This is a genomic window from Streptomyces sp. BR1 (genome assembly GCF_052373795.1).
Taxonomy (GTDB): Bacteria; Actinomycetota; Actinomycetes; order Streptomycetales; family Streptomycetaceae; genus Streptomyces.
On record NZ_CM126252.1, the window covers coordinates 6,300,847 to 6,318,184 of the forward strand.

Here is a 17,338-nt window from a genome sequence, read left to right on the forward strand (position 1 = left end):
GCCACACCCTCGCGTCCCAGGCCAGATCCACCGGACAGGCCCTAGTCCCCCGTTCCCCCGTTCACGTACTCAACTCCTGCTGTCGGGCGCCTCGTCGAGCCCGGTGGACAGACCCGCAAGAAAACCGTGCCAGGCCCGCGTTCCGAAGAGCAGCGCGGGTCCGGTGGTCCGCTTGGAGTCACGGACGGCCAGCGTCGCGGCGTCGATTGGTGCTGTCTCGACGCAATTGTTCATTCCTACACTGCGGCTGCTGCGCCGCCACTGCGCGCCGTTCAGAGAAGTGCTGGAAGGTACATGCGCGGGGGGTTCGGGCATCACATGCCTCCCTTACGCGCCGTCAGCGAGCCCGGCGATGAGATTCAACGATTCCTTGTACGAAAGGGCCTGCGCCTCGACCGTGTGGAACGCGGCGCCGTACGCCTCAAGGTCTTCTTTCCGTTCGAGATAGAGGCTACTCGTCAAGTGGTCGATAACAACCACGTCCAGATCAGAAATGTGCGGAAAGGAGAAGATAACGAAAGGCCCGGTGAGGCAGATATGGCCACCGCTGCTGAAAGGCAGCACCCGGAGCCGCACTTGCGGCAGTTGCGCCATGTCCACGAGATACCGCAACTGCCGTCGCATCGCGGCCGCCCCGCCCACCTCGCGTCGCAGCGCCGCCTCGTCGACCACCGCGCTCAGCCGCAGCGGCGGATCCGCCCGCAGCACCTCCTGACGCGCGAGGCGCACCTGGACCAGTGAGTCCACCCGTGCCGCGTCGAGCCCGTGGAGCGCGGCCCGGGTCACCGCGCGGGCGTACTCGGGCGTCTGGAGCAGCCCCGGCACCACCGACGTCTCCAGGGTGCGTGCGGCCGACGCCTGCGACTCCAGGCTGATGAAGTCCCGGTACTGCGGCGGCAACAGCCCACGATAGGCCTGCCACCACTGGTCCGCGCGCCCGTCGGCCGAGCCCGCGAGCGCTGCGAGCAGGGCGCGCAGGCGGGGGTCGTCGACGCCGTACAGTTCGAGCAGCCGGGCCACGTCGGCCGGCTTCACACCGCTGCGGCCGGTCTCGATCCGGCTCACCTTGGACTGGTGCCAGCCGAGTTGCCGGGCCACCTCGGCGCTGGTGAGGGCGGCCGCGACGCGCAGCCGCCGCAGCTCCTCACCGAGCTTGCGGCGGCGTACCGCGGGACCGTGCCACATCTTGGGTCTCCTCCCACCCGGCGGCGATTCGGGCGATGGGCAAGTGTGGCGCCCAAATACGGTCCTTCGTCGCAGAGTTCACCGCTTTGAGCGACAGATATATGCATATCTTGGTGGATCGGCGCATCCAACGGCACGATGAGTGGCACTCTGGCGCGAAGCACATGTCCGGGCCGTCCTCGCGTTTGTCCGCTCGCCGCGAGTCAAGCAGGCCGGCCCGGGTGGGAAAGGGACAGCGTCGCCATGGCAGACCACCAGGAATCAACCGTCACTCTGCCGAGCGATCCCGCCTCGGTCTCCGCCGCCCGTAAATATGTCGCCGGCGTACTCGCCGAGTGGGGGCTCGCGTCGGACGGCGAAACCGCCGATACGATCCGCCTGATCGTCTCCGAACTCGCGACCAATGCCGTACAGCACACTTTCGGCCAGTCGCCCACATTCACCGTGGACATGCGTCTTGAGTGCGACGAGCAGTTGCACATCGGCGTGACCGACAGCCATCCACGCTGGCCGAAACGTCTTCCCGCCGCCGTCCAGCAGGACAACGGGCGGGGCATGGTGATCATTCGCTGGCTGGCCGCCGAGTGCGGGGGGCGTCTGTCGGTGACGCCGACGCCCGAGGGCGGCAAGACCGTCTGGATCGCTCTGCCGTGGACGGCCCCCGTCCAGAGCTGAGCGGTCCGGAACCGAACGCCCGGAGCCGGGGCCGGCCGCCGGGCGAAGGCGGTGAGCGCGGGCGCCCGCGCTCACCGCCCCGTACGGGCCACTGTCAGCGCACGCGGCCATACCAGACGCTGCTGGACCAGATCTTCTCCAGCCGGACCACGGACCCGGTCTTGGGGGAGTGCCAGATCTTCCCCTCGCCGGCGTAGATCCCCACGTGGTAGACGTTCGAGCCGGAGTGGAAGAACACCAGGTCACCGCGCTGACGCGAGGACGACGAGATGTGGCGTGTGCTGTTGTACTGCTGCTGCGTGGTGCGCGGCAGCTTCTTGCCCGCCTGCTTGTACGAGTAGACGGTGAGCCCCGAGCAGTCGAACCGGTACGGGCCGCTGGCTCCGTACTGGTAGGGCGATCCCTTCTTCGACGCGGCGACATTGAGCGCCTTCGTCGCGAGTGTCGCGGCGCTGGCCTCACTCGTGGCGCCCGGCGCCAGCAAGGTGCCGCCCACGGCGGCCAGAGTGAGCGCGGAGACCGCGCCGACACGAGTCAGCAGGGACGGGACGTGATTCTGCGCAGACATGCGCGACCCTTCGTCAAACCGCCTGCGAAGGATGACCTGTCGGGTTCGGACTGGCGAAGATGCCCGGCCGCTCGCGCGGCTTCACCCCAAGGGCCTTCCGGTTGCCCGGTCGGCCCGCACTGCTCGGGTCCTCCACTCCTGCCGATCCATCAGTCGACCAGTCATCCGGGTACGGCGGCAGGACTCGGCGTCCGCCCGGACCGCCCCGCCTCGGTGGCGGGGGCTTGTCGTCGGAAGGGATCTTGACCCACGAAGTGTCGGATTTCCGAGCCGAAACGGCGTTTTGTGAGGCTCCTCACGACTGACCCGTTCGGGTGGACGCGGATGTTTTGAAGCTTTCCGCAGGGGGTCCGACCAGCCCCGTACCAGCGTCGGAATGACAGGTTCCGCCAAGTGTCTGCCCATATGGCGCAAGGGAACTGATACGTCGTTCGGACCATCCGATGGTCCGAACGTGGGACACCGACTCGTACCAACGAAGGTGCCGTCCGGGCGCTGCTCCGACGTCAACTCGTCGGGGGCGGCGGCACCGTGACACGACCCGCCCGGCGCTCCCCGTCGAGCACCCGCAGGGCCCGCGCCAGCGTCTCGGAGTGCAACTGGCTCTCGCCGCGCAGATGCATCGTCGTCAACGCGTCCCTCAGTGCCACCGCCCGCCCCACGAGCGCCTGCGCGGCCCGCAGCGCACCGTAGGTGTCCGAGTGCCGGGCGGGGTTGATCCGGCCCAACTGGTCCAGGGCGTCGAGATATGTGTCGATGAACTCGCCCTCCGCGCGCGTGAGCGCGGGCAGCGGCGGCAGTTCGGGCACCACGAGCTCTACCTCCCCGAGTCCGTACGGGAGTTCTTGCGGCTGGAGACGACATGGTCGACCAGGCCGTACGCGGCGGCGCCCCTGGCGTCCAGGATGGTGTCCCGCTCGATGTCGGCGCTCACCTGCTCGAAGGTCCGGCCGGTGTGCTTGGCGAGCAGCTCGGTCAACATCGCGCGCCCGCGCTGGAGTTCGGCCGCGTAGATCTCCAGGTCGGACGGTTGACCCCGCAACGGCTCCTCGACGGACGGCTGATGGATGAGCACCCGCGCACCCGGCAGCGCCAGCCGCTTGCCCGGCGTGCCCGCGGCGAGCAGCACCGCGGCGGCGGAGGCGGCCTGGCCCATGCAGACCGTCTCCACGTCGCAGGTGACGAACTGGAGCGTGTCGTAGATCGCCGACATCGCGCTGAGCGAGCCGCCGGGGGAGTTGATGTAGAGCGAGATGTCGCGGTCGGGGTCCGCGTGCTCCAGATGCATGAACTGGGCCATCACATCGTTGGCGGTGGTGTCGTCGACGGGGGTGCCGAGGAAGACGATGCGCTCTTCGAGCAGCTTGGAGTAGGGGTCGAGGGTGCGTACCCCGTTCGAGCTGCGCTCGGTGAACTCGGGCAGGACATAGCGGGCGACTGGGCCGTGCATGACGTACCTCATCTCGTACCGGACTCATGACCCGGTGTCTCTGTAAAAAATGTACAGGACGTACAGGCCGTTATGATGGGGAGCATGGCCTATGAGATTCCGGTGACGCAAGCCCGAGCTGAGCTCGCCGAGCTGATCAACCGCGTGGTGTACGGCGGGGAGCGCGTCGTCGTGACCCGGCACGGCAAGCCGCTTGTCGCCCTGGTGTCCGCCGCTGACCTGGAACGACTCGAAGGTGCGACGGAGCCGGACGAGGAGCGGGTGATCAGCTCGGTGTCGTCGGTGCGCCAGGTCGCGTCCGCTCCCGGCGAACGGCGCCGGTTCGGCATCGCCGCCGAGCACCGGCGGCCGCCGGCGGGTGACTGAAGGCTTCCGGATCGCCGGAGCCGACGATGGATGCATTGGCCATGAATATGCAAAGCGTCAGTTAACGAGCCGGAAAAACTTCCGCCGTAACGTGCAATGCCTCGCTGCGGAGCAGGGAACCCCAGGTCAACAGAGTGTTGAACTCGGATAGGGTCCCGCAGCGTCGAGGCGGGAGTCACCCGCTCGGGGCACGACAGTGAGGTGGAAAGCGTGCAACTGACGCCGCACGAGCAGGAACGACTGCTCATCCATGTCGCCGCGGACGTCGCGGAGAAGCGCCGGGCGCGCGGGGTGAAGCTCAATCACCCCGAGTCCGTCGCGCTGATCACCTCGCACATCCTCGAAGGCGCCCGCGACGGCCGTACGGTCGCCGAACTCATGGCGTCCGGACGCAAGGTGCTCACCCGCGAGGAGGTCATGCCCGGCATCCCGGAGATGATCCACGACGTCCAGGTCGAGGCGACCTTCCCGGACGGCACCAAGCTCGTCACCGTGCACGAGCCGATCGTCTGACGGGGGAGCGGAGCCGATGATCCCAGGAGAGATCCTCTTCGCGGACGAGCCCGTCGCCCTCAACGAGGGCCGCGAGGTCACCCGGATGACCGTCCTCAACGCCGCCGACCGGCCCGTACAGGTCGGCTCGCACTACCACTTCGCCGAGGCCAACCCCGGCCTGGACTTCGACCGCGCCGCCGCCCGCGGGCTGCGGCTGAACATCGCCGCGGGCACCGCCGTGCGCTTCGAACCCGGTATCCCCGTGGACGTCGAACTCGTCCCCTTCACGGGACGCCGGGTCGTGCCCGGGCTGCGCGGCGAGATCGGAGGTCCTCTCGATGGCTGAGCTCAACCGTGCCGTGTACGCCGACCTGTTCGGCCCCACCACCGGCGACCGCATCCGGCTCGCCGACACCGATCTGCTGGTGGAGATCGAGGAGGACCGCTGCGGCGGGCCCGGACGCTCCGGCGACGAGGCGGTGTTCGGCGGCGGCAAGGTGATCCGCGAGTCGATGGGCCAGGCCCGCACCACCCGCGCCGAAGGCGCACCCGACACCGTTGTCACCGGCGCCGTCGTCCTCGACCACTGGGGGATCGTCAAGGCCGACATCGGCATCCGGGACGGCCGCATCACCGCGATCGGCAAGGCCGGCAACCCCGACACCATGGACGGGGTCCACCCCGACCTGGTCATCGGCCCCGAGACCGAGATCATCGCCGGGAACGGGAAGATCCTCACGGCCGGCGCGGTGGACACCCATGTCCACTTCATCTCGCCGACCCTGATCGACCAGGCGCTCTCCTCGGGCATCACCACCCTCGTCGGCGGCGGCACCGGCCCCGCCGAGGGCACCAAGGCGACCACCATCACGCCCGGCCCCTGGCACCTCGCCCGGATGTTCGCGGCGCTGGAGAACGCGCCCGTCAACATCGGTCTGCTCGGCAAGGGCAACACCATGTCGCGCGAGGCGATGCACTCCCAACTGCGCGGCGGCGCCCTCGGGTTCAAGATCCATGAGGACTGGGGTGCGACCCCGGCCGTCATCGACGCCTGTCTGAGCGTCTGCGACGAGACCGGCGCCCAACTCGCCATCCACACCGACACGTTGAACGAAGCGGGCTTCGTCGGCGACACCCTCGCCGCCATCGCGGGCCGCTCCATCCACGCGTACCACACCGAGGGCGCGGGCGGCGGGCACGCGCCCGACATCATCACCGTGGTGTCCGAGCCGTACGTCCTGCCCAGCTCGACCAACCCGACCCGGCCGCACACCGTCAACACCATCGAGGAACACCTCGACATGCTGATGGTCTGTCACCACCTCAACCCGGCCGTGCCGGAGGACCTGTCGTTCGCCGAGTCCCGCATCCGGCCGTCGACCATAGCGGCCGAGGACATCCTGCACGACCTGGGCGCCATCTCGATCCTGTCCTCCGACTCCCAGGCGATGGGGCGGATCGGCGAGGTCATCATGCGTACGTGGCAGACCGCGCACGTCATGAAGGTGCGCCGGGGCGCGCTCGCCGGTGACGGACGGGCCGACAACCACCGGGCGCGTCGCTATGTCGCCAAGTACACGATCAACCCGGCGGTCGCGCAGGGCCTCGACGGCGAGATCGGCTCGGTCGAGCCGGGCAAGCTGGCCGACCTGGTGCTGTGGGAGCCCGCGTTCTTCGGCGTCAAGCCGCAGCTCGTCATCAAGGGCGGCCAGATCGCGTACGCGCAGATGGGCGACGCCAACGCGTCCATCCCCACTCCGCAGCCGATCCTGCCGCGCCCGATGTTCGGCGCGTACGGCAAGGCGCCCGCGGCCAACTCGCTCAACTTCGTGTCCCAGGCGGCCCTCGACGACGGACTGCCCGAACGGCTCGGCCTGGACAAGGAGTTCGTCGCCATCAAGAACACCCGGCGGGTGGGCAAGGCCGACATGCGCGAGAACGACGCACTGCCGGACGTCAGGGTCGACCCGGACACCTTCACGGTGACCATCGACGGCAACGTGGTCGAACCCGCACCCGCCGCCGAACTGCCCATGGCCCAGCGGTACTTCCTCTTCTGAGAGCAGCTGTCTATGTCTCGCGCAGCTCTGCTCGTCCTGGCCGACGGCCGCTTCCCGGCGGGCGGCCACGCCCACTCGGGCGGGGCCGAACCCGCCGTGAAGGCGGGGCGCGTCCGGGACGCGGCCTCTCTGGCGGAGTTCTGCCGGGGGCGGCTGCACACGGCGGGTCTGGTGTCCGCCTCGCTCGCCGCGGCGGCGGCTCTCGGTCTCGATCCGCTCGCCCTCGACGACGCCGCCGACGCGCGTACGCCGTCTCCCGCGCTGCGGGCGACCGCGCGTCGGCTCGGGCGGCAGATGATGCGGGCGGCCCGGGCCACCTGGCCGAGCGAGGAGTTGGCCGCGCTCGCTTCGGCCCGGCCGCGTGGGGCGCATCAGCCGATCGTGCTCGGGCTTGCCGCTCGGGCGGCGGGGCTGGGGGCGGAGGATGCGGCGCACTGTGTGGCGTACGAGTGTGTGAGTGGGCCCGCGACCGCGGTGGTGCGGTTGTTGAGTCTTGATCCGTTCGATGCGACTCGTGTGCTCGCGGGGCTGGCGCCCGAGCTGGATGTCGTGGCCTCGCAGGCCGCGAAGTCGGCGGCCCTGGCCGCTGTGGAGGGGGTGGGGGTGTTGCCTGCCGCCTCTGCGCCGCTGCTCGATGTCATGGCTGAGGCGCATGCGGCTTGGGCGGTGCGGCTGTTCGCGTCCTAGCTTTCCTCCACCCCGCCCCTTCCCGAAACCCTGCCGGGGGCTGGTGGGGGTGGGGCGCCGTTGCCGGGGGCTTTGCCCCCGGACCCCCCTTTGTCGCCCTTGACGGGCTCGTCCTCAAACTCCCCCAAGGACTTCGTCCAGGGGGGACCCCCACGGGCTGAAGTGCCCCGGGCGGGCTGAAATGACCGAAGTCGCCCGGCGAACCGAAAGTGGAGCCGCCTTATGCATCTCGATCACTCCCCATCCGGCCCCGCCGCCATCAGCGCCGATGCCCATCGGCCCGACGGGACGCGGCGTGCGTTGCGCGTCGGGCTCGGTGGGCCCGTCGGGTCCGGGAAGACCGCCACCGTCGCCGCGCTCTGCCGCGCCCTGCGCGAGCAGTTCTCGCTCGCCGTCGTCACCAATGACATCTACACCCGCGAGGACGCCGAGTTCCTGTTGCGCAACGCGGTGCTGCCGCCCGAGCGGATCCAGGCCGTGGAGACCGGGGCCTGCCCGCACACCGCGATCCGGGACGACATCTCCGCCAACCTCGAAGCCGTCGAGGATCTGGAGGACGCGGTCGGGCCGCTCGATCTGATCCTGGTCGAGTCCGGCGGCGACAACCTCACCGCCACCTTCTCCAAGGGCCTCGTCGACGCGCAGATCTTCGTCATCGACGTGGCGGGCGGCGACGACATCCCGCGCAAGGGCGGGCCCGGTGTCACCACCGCCGACCTGCTCGTCGTCAACAAGACCGACCTCGCCCCGTACGTCGGCTCCGACCTGGAGCGGATGGCCCGGGACGCCAAGGAGCAGCGGGCCGAACTGCCCGTCGTCTTCCAGTCGTTGAGGTCCGACGACGGTGTGGACGCGGTCGCCGAGTGGGTACGGGAGCGGCTCGCCGCATGGCAGGGCTGACCACCGGCGCGGGGGTGCGCGCCACCGCCCGGATCGTCGCCACCCCCGAGGGTCTGCCGGTCCTGACGGGGGAGGGGCCGCTCGCGCTGCGCCGCACCCGGGGGACCCCGGACCGCCATCGCGTCACCGTCGTCGGCGCGATGAGCGCCCCGCTCGGCGGCGACCACATCGCCGTCGAGGCCGAGGTGATGGACGGCGCGCGGCTCACCGTGGACTCGGCCGCCGCCACCATCGCCCTGCCCGGGAGGGGTGAGGAGCGGGCTCATTACGACGTACGTCTGACGGTTCGTCAGGATGCCGAGTTGCACTGGCTGCCCGAGCAGCTCATCTCCGCCCGGGGTAGCGATCTGCGGATGCGCACCCGTGTCGAGCTCGCGCCGGGCGCGCGCCTCGTGCTGCGCGAGGAGCAGATCCTCGGACGCCACGGCGAGGACCCCGGTACGCTCGCCACCCGCCTCACCGTCCACCTGGCGGGCCGCCCGCTGCTCGACCAGGAACTCGCGTACGGGCCCGGCGCGCCCGGAGGATGGGACGGCGGGGCGGTGCTCGGCGGCCATCGCGCGGCCGGGCAACTGCTCGTCGTGGACCCGGAGTTGGCGGACAAGCCCGCCGAGGCCCGGGTGCTCGGCGAGAACGCCGTGCTCACGCCGCTGGTCGGTCCCGCCTTCCTGGTGACCGCCCTCGCGCCGGACGCCCGGCTGCTCCGGCGCGTACTCGATCGCGTGCTGAATGAGGTCCTGACCGCTCAGCGGGACCCGGCGTCCCGTCTATCGGTTCGGTAAAGAAACGCCAGTACGACCTGTTCCGGACAAGGTCACAGGCGCGAGGATCCCCCGAGACCACAAAAAGCGCTGCCACAGGTGGCGCACAGCAGCAGGGGGAGGAACCACTTGAGACGCACCGCAGTGCTCGGTTCGGCCGGCACTCTGATCGCGGGCACGCTCATAGCCGGCGCGATCGCGGCACCGGCGGCCACCGCCGAGAGCCGTCACCACGGCACGTCCGAGGCGCGCGGCGTGCAGCTCGCCGCCGAGCGGGCCGCCAAGAAGGGCATCGACTGGACCGACTGCCCGGCCGACTGGGGCTTCGCCAAGCCGATCCAGTGCGGCTACGTCAGCGTCCCGCTCGACTACGCCCACCCGTACGGCCAGCAGATCAAGCTCGCCGTGGACCGGATCGCCTCGACCGGCACCCCGGCCGAGCGCCAGGGCGCCCTGGTCTACAACCCCGGTGGCCCCGGTGCCTCCGGAATGCGGTTCCCGACCCGGGTGACCGGCAAGAACCCGCTGTGGGCCAACACCGCGAAGGCGTACGACTTCGTGGGCTTCGACCCGCGCGGTGTGGGCCACTCGACGCCGATCTCCTGCATGGATCCGCAGGAGTTCGTCAAGACGCCGAAGGCCGACCCGGTGCCCGGCAGCGAGGCCGACAAGCGTGCCCAGCGCAAGCTCGCCGCCGAGTACGCGGACGGGTGCGCCGAGCGCAGCGGCTGGATGCTGCCGTTCATGACCACCCCGAACACCGCCCGCGACCTGGATGTCATCCGTGCCGCGCTCGGTGAGAAGAAGCTCAACTACCTGGGCGTCTCCTACGGCACCTACCTGGGCGCGGTCTACGGCACGCTCTTCCCGTCGCATGTGCGCCGCATGCTGGTGGACAGCGTCGTCGACCCGTCGCGCGACAACATCTGGTACCAGGCCAACCTGAACCAGGACATCGCCTTCCAGGGCCGCTGGAACGACTGGGAGAACTGGGTCGCCAAGAACGACGCCACGTACCACCTGGGCGACACGGCGGCCAAGGTCGAGCAGCAGTGGGTCAAGCTGCGCGCCGCGGCCAAGAAGAGCCCCATCGGTGGTGTGGTCGGCCCGGCCGAGCTCATCGGGTACTTCCAGAAGGCCCCGTACTACGACTCGTCGTGGGCGCCCGTCGCCAAGGCGTGGAGCCAGCACGTCGCGGGTGACAGCAAGGCGCTGATCGCGGCCGCCGGTGCCGATATGTCGGACATCGCGGGCAACATCAGCTCCGAGAACGGCAACGCGGTCTACACGGCCGTGGAGTGCGCCGACGCCAAGTGGCCCACCAGCTGGAAGAAGTGGGACCGGGACAACACCCGGCTCAACAAGACCAACCCGTTCATGACCTGGGCGAACGCCTGGATGAACCTGCCGTGCGCCACCTGGCAGGCTCCGCAGCAGACGCCGGTCGAGGTCAAGACCGGCAAGGGCCTGCCGCCGGTCATGATCGTCCAGAGCACCCGGGACGCGGCCACGCCGTACCAGGGCGCCGTCTCGCTGCACCAGCGCTTCAAGGGATCGCGTCTGATCACCGAGAAGGACGCCGGTTCGCACGGTGTGACCGGTCTGGTCAACCCCTGCATCAACTCGCGGGTGGACGCCTACTTCCTCACCGGCAAGGTCGACGCCGCCGATGTGACGTGCACCCCGCACGCCACGCCGAAGCCGTAACGGCGAATCAGCGGTAAGAAGCAGTGAGAAGGGGCGGCCGGAACTCCGGCCGCCCCTTTCGCTACCCGCGTCCCGCCAGCCACGCGTCCTCGGCCGCGTAGTCGAACGGGTCCACCGCGCCGTACAGCTCCACCATCCTGGGGAACGCGCTGCGCCAGTCGCGCTCGCGCACCTGGTCCACCAGCCACGCGACCGTCCCCGGCAGCGACTGCTCGTACCCGGTCACCGCCCGGTAGCCCAACTCCCGCTCGGCGGCGGACATGTCGTACACCATCGGATGTTCCAGGCTCCACGGTGTGAGCCCGACCGTGCCCACCGGCGCCGGTCCCTCCACCGTCACCAGCTCGCTGCGTACGCCCGTCACCTCGTCGATCGCTGCGCTGATCCCGGCGACCGTCGGCACCTCGGGATCCCCGGCGTTGAGCACCCGCGCGCCGGGCCGGAGCGCCGCCAGGCGGATCATCTCGGCCAGGTTGGAGACATGCACCGGATGGAACCGGTTGCGTCCGCCGTACGCCAGGATCCGCACGGGCCGACGGTCCAGCGCCCGCTGCACGAAGTAGAACTCGCGGGGAAAGCGCGAGTGCGGCCCGTGGATCGCACCGGCCCGCAGCAGCGTCGTCGGCAGCCCGGAAGCCAGCAACTCCCGCTCCAGGAGCACCTTCCGGGTCGCGTACGTGGCGTCGCCGGGCGCGACCGTACGGTGGGTCTCCGGCAACGGGACCGGATAGTGCAGCTGTTTGCCCGGTTCGTCCTGGGTGTCGAAGCTGTGGCCCTGGTCGTCCTCGTAGAGCGCGCCGGTGGAGATGACCACCGCGGAGCCGATCCGGTCCTTGAGTCCGGTCAGCTGGCGGGCGTGGTCGCGGCCGTACGCGACCATGTCGACCAGGACGTCGACGCCGTCGCCCAGCGCGGTGGCCAGCGCCCCGTCCGCGTCGCGGTCGAGCGTGACCGCCTCCACCCCGTCCGGCCAGCCGGCATCACTCCCGCCGCCGCGCGAGGCGGCCCGCACCTGCCAGCCGTCCTCGGCGAGCGCGCGCACGGCGGCCCGCCCGATCTGTCCCGTGGCCCCTACGACGAACGCCGTTCCCTTGTCTCCCGTGTCCATGGACGGGACGCTACGACCGCACGATCTCGGCGACCAGCCGTTTGCGCCGTGGGCGGATCCGCTGTCAGCCGAGGATCCTGGGGAACTTTCCGGCCTCCTCGGCCTTCACGTCGGCCGCGTACCGGTCCACGTACTCCTGCCCGGAGAGGTCCAGGATCTTGTACATCAGCTCGTCGGTGACGGCCCGCAGCACCGCCTTCTCGTTCTCCATCCCGAGGTAGCGGGAGAAGTCCAGCGGCTCGCCGAAGCGGATGGTGACCCGGCGGATCTTCGGCATCACCTGGCCGGGCGGCTGGATCTCGAACGTGCCGACCATCGCGCACGGGATCACCGGGACCTGCGCCCTGAGCGCCATCACGGCGACCCCGACCTTGCCCTTGTAGAGGCGTCCGTCGTGCGAGCGGGTGCCCTCCGGGTAGATGCCCAGGAGCTCGTCCTTCGCCAGCACGCCCAGACCTTCGCGGATCGCGGCCTGCCCGGCCTCCTTGCCGGAGCGGTCGACCGGGATCTGACCGATCGCGCGGAAGAACGCGGCGGTGAGGCGGCCCTTGATGCCGGGGCCCGTGAAGTACTCCTGCTTGGCGAGGAAGGTGATGCGGCGCTTCAGCATCACCGGCATCAGGAAGTGGTCCGAGAACGACAGATGGTTGCCCGCCACGATCGCGGGGCCGTCCGGCGGAATGTGCTCCAGGCCCTCGATCCTCGGCCGGAACAGCAGCCTCAGCAGCGGCCCGAGCAGGACGTACTTGAGCACGTAGTACAGCAACGCACCGGCTCCTCACTCGGCCCGCCCGCCGGGCCGCCGTTCAGGCGCTGCGCGAAGCCGCCATGCCGACCGTGGACAGGCCGAGGACCACCCAGCCGAACCAGAGCCAGCCGCTGCTGCCGAGCGCCACCGTGTAGGCAGTGATCACCACCAGCGCCACGACGGTGAGCACCACCATCGCCTTCGTCGTGCCGGGCATGGGCGTCCCCTTCCGACCGGCCGCTGCCGTGGAAGTCCATGGTCGCCCCGGGAACGCCCTGGGCGCCAGACGCGCGCACGGGCGGCGTACGAGCGGTTACTGCCCGCGTGCGTTGAGCGAGGCGAGATAGGCGTTGTACGCCGCCAGCTCCTTGTCGCCGTTGCGGTCGGCGGCCCGGTCCTGGCGCTTGGCCTCGCGCTTCTCGGTCGCGTACCACTGGAAGACCAGCGCGATCAGGACGACCACGGACGGGATCTCGCTGAAGGCCCAGGCGATGCCGCCGGCCGCCTCCTGGTCGGAGAGTGCGTCGATGTTGAGCGAGGCGGGCGGGTTCTTGTACGTGCCGATCATCGGCTGGGTCGCCATCATCAGCGCGATGCCGAAGAAGGCGTGGAACGGCATGCCCGCGAAGAGCTCCAGCATCCGCATGATGTAGCCGGGGCGGTGCGGGCCCGGGTCGACGCCCATGATCGGCCAGAAGAAGACCAGACCGACGGCGAGGAAGTGCACCATCATCGCGATGTGGCCGGTCTTCGACTCCATCAGGAAGTCGAACAGCGGCGAGAAGTAGAGCGCGTACAGGCTCGCGATGAACAGCGGGATCGTGAACGCGGGGTGCGTGATGACCTTCATGTACCGGCTGTGCAGCAGCGCGAGCAGCAGCTCGCGCGGGCCCTTGCGGCCCCGGCCCGCGACCGGCAGCGCCCGCAGCGTCAGCGTGATCGGCGCGCCCAGGAGCAGCAGGATCGGCGAGAGCATGCTGATGACCATGTGCTGGACCATATGGACGCTGAACATGACCATGCCGTAGTCGTTCAGCTTGGTGCACATCACCAGGGCGATGCTCAGGACACCGAGCGTCCAGAAGATCATCCGGCTGACCGGCCAGCTGTCGCCGCGCCTGCGCAACCGCACGACCGCGTAGCCGTACAGACCGAGCCCGAGCACGCAGCCGATCAGGAAGAACGGGTCCGCGGACCACTCCATACCCCGCGCCAGCGTGAACGGCGGCAGATCCATGGTCATGCCGTGCCCGCTGTGATCCATCCGCTGACTCCTGATTTCGTACCGGTTGTCCGGACCCAGAGTAGAACCGCCCCCGGTCGCTGGTGCGACCGGGGGCGGCTCGTTGCGTGTGAAACTACCCGTACGTCAGAGCACGCACTCCGCCTCGGCGTAGCGCTCGGCCGGGACCGTCTTGAGCGTCGCCGTCGCCTCGCCCAGCGGCACCATGGTGATGTCGGTGCCGCGCAGCGCGGTCAGCATGCCGAACTCGCGGCGGTGCACGGCCTCGACGGCGTGCCAGCCGAACCGGGTGGCCAGGACGCGGTCGTACGCGGTCGGGGTGCCGCCGCGCTGGACGTGGCCGAGGATGACCGCGCGGGCCTCCTTGTTGAGACGCCGCTCCAGCTCGACGGAGAGCTGGCTGGCGACGCCCGCGAACCGCTCGTGGCCGTAGATGTCGGTGCCGCCCACGTCGAAGCTCATCGAGCCCTCGCGCGGCTTGGCGCCCTCGGCGACCACCACGATCGCGAACTTCTTGCCCGCCGAGAAGCGGCGGCCGACCAGCTCGGTCAGCTCGTCGATGTCGAAGGGGCGCTCCGGCACGACGATCGCGTGGGCGCCGGCGGCCATGCCGGAGTGCAGCGCGATCCAGCCGGTGTGACGGCCCATGACCTCGACGATCAGGACGCGCTGGTGGGACTCGGCGGTCGTCTTGAGTCGGTCGAGCGCGTCGGTGGCGACCCCGACGGCCGTGTCGAAGCCGAAGGTGACATCGGTCGAGGCGATGTCGTTGTCGATGGTCTTCGGCACGCCGACGATCGGCAGGCCCGCCTCGGAGAGCAGATGGGCGGCCTTGAGCGTGCCCTCGCCGCCGATCGGGATGATCGCGTCGAGGCCGAGCTCGGCGACATGGCCCTTGGCGCGCTCGACTCCGTCGCGCAGATGCGCGGGCTGGACCCGGGACGAGCCGAGGATCGTGCCGCCGAGCGCGAGGATGCCGCCGACCGCGTCGAGGTCGAGCTTGCGGTAGTCGGCCTCCAGAAGACCCTTCCAGCCGTCGTGGAAGCCGATGACCTCGTCGCCGTGGTCGACCACCGCGCGGTGCACGACGGAACGGATGACGGCGTTCAGGCCGGGGCAGTCGCCGCCGGAGGTGAGCACACCAATTCGCATTGCCCGGAAAACCTTTGCAACGTGGGCCGACGACCGGACCACGTCGTCCGGTTGGATCCCCGCCACCCTACCGGCGCAGGGTGACGGGGCCGAATCAGACGTCCGACTGATGGACGTCGTGGAAACGTCCGACGCCGCTCCGGGGAGCGGCGTCGGGTCAGGCGGGCTGGGTCGCCGAGGCGATGCGCTCGGCGCGCAGCGCCTCGTACCAGCGGTCGTCGGTCGGCGGCAGCGCGTTCACATCGAGGGCCAGCTTCAGCAGCAGGTCCGCGATCTGAGGGTTGCGCGCAAGCACGGGACCGTGCATGTACGTGCCGAAGACCGTCTCGTTGTACGCGCCCTCGGTGCCGTCACCGGTGCCGTTGCCCCGGCCCAGGCGCACCCGCGCGAACGGGCGGGCGGTGGGGCCGAGATGGGTGACGCCCTGGTGGTTCTCGAACCCGGTGAGCTGGGGCAGGCCGAGGCGCTCGTCGATGTCGCCGAGGACGTCGCCGACGCAGCGCTCGCCCTCGCCCCGGGTGGAGACCACATCGAGCAGGCCGAGGCCGGGCTCGCGCTCACCGAGGTCGTTGATGAACTCGTGGCCGAGGATCTGGTACCCGGCGCAGACCGAGAAGATGATCGCGCCGTTGGCGGCGGCGCGCTGGAGCCCGCCGTCGCGGCGCAGCCGCTCGGCCGCCAGCCGCTGCGGCCGGTCCTCGCCGCCGCCGATCAGGTAGATGTCGCCGGACGACGGCACCGGCTGGTCGCTGCGGACGTCGACGCGCGCCACATCGAGGCCGCGCTGACGGGCCCGGCGCTCCACGACCAGCGCGTTGCCCTGGTCGCCGTAGGTGCTCAGCAGGTCGGGGTAGACCCACACGAGGCGCAGGCTGTTGTCGCTCATGCTCGCTTCTCCTTCGGGGGTCTCAGTTGCCGACCGTGCGGCGCACGTCCTGGAAGGCGGTGTAGTTGGCGATCAGCTCGATCTGCCCGGGCGGCGCCAGCTGTACGCACTCCGCCAGGCTCTCGCAGACCCGGAAGTCCAGGTTCGCGACCTCCAGGCGGACCGCCAGGTCCAGCTTGCGGTCGCCGATCACGAAGATCGGGTGACCGGCGAGCCGGGTGTAGTCGACGTCCCACAGCCACGAGGTGTCCGTGCCGTCCGCGCCCCGGGCGTTGACCGAGAGGATCACCGGCGTCGGCGGCGGGTCGATCAGGGAAAACGTTTCGAGCCAGCCCGCCGGGTTCTTCGCGAGCAGCAGCCGCAGCTCACGGCCCTGGAAGGAGACGACGTCATAGCGTCCCGCGACCGCCTGCACCTGGTACATCCGCTCCAGGGCGACCTGCGGCGGCACCCCGAACACCGCGGCGACCGCGGCGGAGGTGGCGGCGTTGGCCTTGTTGGCGCGGCCGGGCAGCTGGAGGTGGATCGGCCAGGCCGAACCGTGCGGGTCCAGGACGTAGTCGCCGCTGAGCACCCAGCTCGGGGCGGGGCGGCGGAAGCCGCACTCACCGCAGAACCAGTCGTCGCCGGGGCGCTGCATCACACCGCCGCAGGCGGGGCACGACCAGGCGTCGTCCTTCCACTCCTGGCCGGCCGCCACCCACACCACATTGGGGGAGGAGGACGCCGCCCAGACGACCAGCGGGTCGTCGGCGTTGGCGATCACCACGGCCTTGGTGCCCTGGAGTCCCTCGCGCCACTTCTCGGCGAGCATCCGGGTCTCGGCGGCCCGGTCGAGCTGGTCGCGGCTCAGGTTGAGCAGCGCGATCGCCTTGGGCGTCACATCCCGCGCCACCCCCGAGAGGTACTTCTCGTCCACCTCGATCACGCCGAAGCGGGCGTCCGAGCCGCCCGCCAGCGCCGAGGTGATGCCCGCGGGCATATTGGCGCCCAGCGCGTTCGACACCACCGGGCCGCTGGCCCGCAGTGCCTCGGCGATGAGCCGGGTCGTCGTCGTCTTGCCGTTCGTCGCCGAGACCAGGACCACGTCCAGGTGGTTCGCCAGCCGCCCCAGCAGATCGGGGTCCAGCTTGAGCGCCACCCGGCCGCCGATCACCGATCCACTGCCCCGCCCCGCCGCGCGCGACACCGCCGCAGCGGCCTTGCCCGCCGTCACGGCGAGCTTGGCCCGCGGTGACAGCGGCTCCGCGTTGCCTGCCATCGTCCTTGATCCTCCTTGCGCCTGGGTCGGACCTCAGCCTATCGAGATCCGGACAGCGGCCCGAACCGCGCCACCACGCGGACGGC

At 70.2% G+C, this 17,338-nt stretch carries 21 protein-coding genes; 9 read left to right on the forward strand and 12 right to left on the reverse strand.

Annotated features, from left to right (window positions below; all coding sequences use genetic code 11):
* Positions 1-69 precede the first annotated feature (69 nt).
* A complete protein-coding gene (locus tag ACT1U9_RS27660) occupies positions 70-315 on the reverse strand; it encodes a DUF397 domain-containing protein (protein WP_444535329.1) in 246 nt (81 codons plus the stop codon).
* A 12-nt stretch (positions 316-327) separates the two neighbouring features.
* Positions 328-1,185, reverse strand: a complete 858-nt coding sequence (locus tag ACT1U9_RS27665; RefSeq protein WP_444535330.1) for a helix-turn-helix domain-containing protein — start codon at positions 1,183-1,185, stop codon at positions 328-330.
* A 243-nt stretch (positions 1,186-1,428) separates the two neighbouring features.
* Between ACT1U9_RS27665 and ACT1U9_RS27670 the strand changes: the two genes are divergently transcribed.
* Complete coding sequence (locus tag ACT1U9_RS27670; protein WP_444535331.1) at positions 1,429-1,860, forward strand: ATP-binding protein; 432 nt, start codon at positions 1,429-1,431, stop codon at positions 1,858-1,860.
* Positions 1,861-1,954: 94 nt separating this feature from the next.
* Here ACT1U9_RS27670 and ACT1U9_RS27675 read toward each other — a convergent pair whose 3' ends face one another.
* From ACT1U9_RS27675 to ACT1U9_RS27685, 3 genes are all read right to left on the reverse strand, one after another.
* Positions 1,955-2,428 carry a C40 family peptidase gene (locus tag ACT1U9_RS27675; protein WP_444535332.1) on the reverse strand — a complete coding sequence of 158 codons (474 nt, stop codon included), beginning with the start codon at positions 2,426-2,428 and terminating at the stop codon, positions 1,955-1,957.
* 506 nt (positions 2,429-2,934) lie between these two features.
* Entirely contained in the window at positions 2,935-3,240 is a 306-nt protein-coding gene (locus tag ACT1U9_RS27680; RefSeq protein ID WP_444535333.1) for a hypothetical protein, read from the reverse strand.
* A gap of 5 nt (positions 3,241-3,245) precedes the next feature.
* Positions 3,246-3,878: an ATP-dependent Clp protease proteolytic subunit gene (locus tag ACT1U9_RS27685; protein WP_444535334.1), complete on the reverse strand. Its 633-nt coding sequence runs from the start codon at positions 3,876-3,878 to the stop codon at positions 3,246-3,248.
* Positions 3,879-3,962: 84 nt separating this feature from the next.
* Between ACT1U9_RS27685 and ACT1U9_RS27690 the strand changes: the two genes are divergently transcribed.
* From ACT1U9_RS27690 to ACT1U9_RS27725, 8 genes are all read left to right on the forward strand, one after another.
* On the forward strand, positions 3,963-4,244 hold the full coding sequence (locus tag ACT1U9_RS27690) for a type II toxin-antitoxin system Phd/YefM family antitoxin (RefSeq protein ID WP_444535335.1): 282 nt from the start codon (positions 3,963-3,965) through the stop codon (positions 4,242-4,244).
* 210 nt (positions 4,245-4,454) lie between these two features.
* Positions 4,455-4,757 (forward strand): urease subunit gamma, encoded by a 303-nt coding sequence (locus ACT1U9_RS27695; protein WP_444535336.1) that lies wholly within the window; start codon positions 4,455-4,457, stop codon positions 4,755-4,757.
* A gap of 16 nt (positions 4,758-4,773) precedes the next feature.
* A complete protein-coding gene (locus ACT1U9_RS27700) occupies positions 4,774-5,085 on the forward strand; it encodes an urease subunit beta (protein WP_188274741.1) in 312 nt (103 codons plus the stop codon).
* The gene (locus tag ACT1U9_RS27705; protein WP_444535337.1) at positions 5,078-6,799 is read left to right on the forward strand and encodes an urease subunit alpha; all 1,722 of its coding nucleotides are present in this window, start codon (positions 5,078-5,080) and stop codon (positions 6,797-6,799) included. The genes ACT1U9_RS27700 and ACT1U9_RS27705 overlap by 8 nt, the downstream gene beginning before the upstream one ends.
* Before the next feature lie 12 nt (positions 6,800-6,811).
* Positions 6,812-7,486, forward strand: a complete 675-nt coding sequence (locus ACT1U9_RS27710; RefSeq protein ID WP_444535338.1) for an urease accessory protein UreF — start codon at positions 6,812-6,814, stop codon at positions 7,484-7,486.
* Positions 7,487-7,708: 222 nt separating this feature from the next.
* Positions 7,709-8,386, forward strand: a complete 678-nt coding sequence (gene ureG / locus ACT1U9_RS27715) for an urease accessory protein UreG (protein WP_444535339.1) — start codon at positions 7,709-7,711, stop codon at positions 8,384-8,386.
* Positions 8,374-9,168 (forward strand): urease accessory protein UreD, encoded by a 795-nt coding sequence (locus ACT1U9_RS27720; protein ID WP_444535340.1) that lies wholly within the window; start codon positions 8,374-8,376, stop codon positions 9,166-9,168. The genes ureG and ACT1U9_RS27720 overlap by 13 nt, the downstream gene beginning before the upstream one ends.
* Before the next feature lie 108 nt (positions 9,169-9,276).
* Positions 9,277-10,854 (forward strand): alpha/beta hydrolase, encoded by a 1,578-nt coding sequence (locus ACT1U9_RS27725; RefSeq protein ID WP_444535341.1) that lies wholly within the window; start codon positions 9,277-9,279, stop codon positions 10,852-10,854.
* A 61-nt stretch (positions 10,855-10,915) separates the two neighbouring features.
* On the opposite strand, the gene ACT1U9_RS27730 is transcribed toward ACT1U9_RS27725, so the two are convergent.
* From ACT1U9_RS27730 to ACT1U9_RS27760, 7 genes are all read right to left on the reverse strand, one after another.
* Positions 10,916-11,962 carry an NAD-dependent epimerase/dehydratase family protein gene (locus tag ACT1U9_RS27730; protein WP_444535342.1) on the reverse strand — a complete coding sequence of 349 codons (1,047 nt, stop codon included), beginning with the start codon at positions 11,960-11,962 and terminating at the stop codon, positions 10,916-10,918.
* Between the two features lie 64 nt (positions 11,963-12,026).
* Positions 12,027-12,728 carry a lysophospholipid acyltransferase family protein gene (locus ACT1U9_RS27735; protein WP_444535343.1) on the reverse strand — a complete coding sequence of 234 codons (702 nt, stop codon included), beginning with the start codon at positions 12,726-12,728 and terminating at the stop codon, positions 12,027-12,029.
* Between the two features lie 40 nt (positions 12,729-12,768).
* Complete coding sequence (locus ACT1U9_RS27740) at positions 12,769-12,927, reverse strand: hypothetical protein (RefSeq protein WP_188274733.1); 159 nt, start codon at positions 12,925-12,927, stop codon at positions 12,769-12,771.
* A gap of 96 nt (positions 12,928-13,023) precedes the next feature.
* Positions 13,024-13,974, reverse strand: coding sequence for a cytochrome c oxidase assembly protein (locus ACT1U9_RS27745; protein WP_444535344.1), 951 nt, complete (start codon positions 13,972-13,974; stop codon positions 13,024-13,026).
* Between the two features lie 105 nt (positions 13,975-14,079).
* Entirely contained in the window at positions 14,080-15,105 is a 1,026-nt protein-coding gene (locus ACT1U9_RS27750) for a 6-phosphofructokinase (protein ID WP_188274731.1), read from the reverse strand.
* Positions 15,106-15,262: 157 nt separating this feature from the next.
* The gene (locus ACT1U9_RS27755; protein WP_188274730.1) at positions 15,263-15,991 is read right to left on the reverse strand and encodes a type 1 glutamine amidotransferase; all 729 of its coding nucleotides are present in this window, start codon (positions 15,989-15,991) and stop codon (positions 15,263-15,265) included.
* Positions 15,992-16,013: 22 nt separating this feature from the next.
* Positions 16,014-17,252, reverse strand: a complete 1,239-nt coding sequence (locus tag ACT1U9_RS27760) for a MurT ligase domain-containing protein (protein ID WP_358836097.1) — start codon at positions 17,250-17,252, stop codon at positions 16,014-16,016.
* Positions 17,253-17,338: the final 86 nt, after the last annotated feature.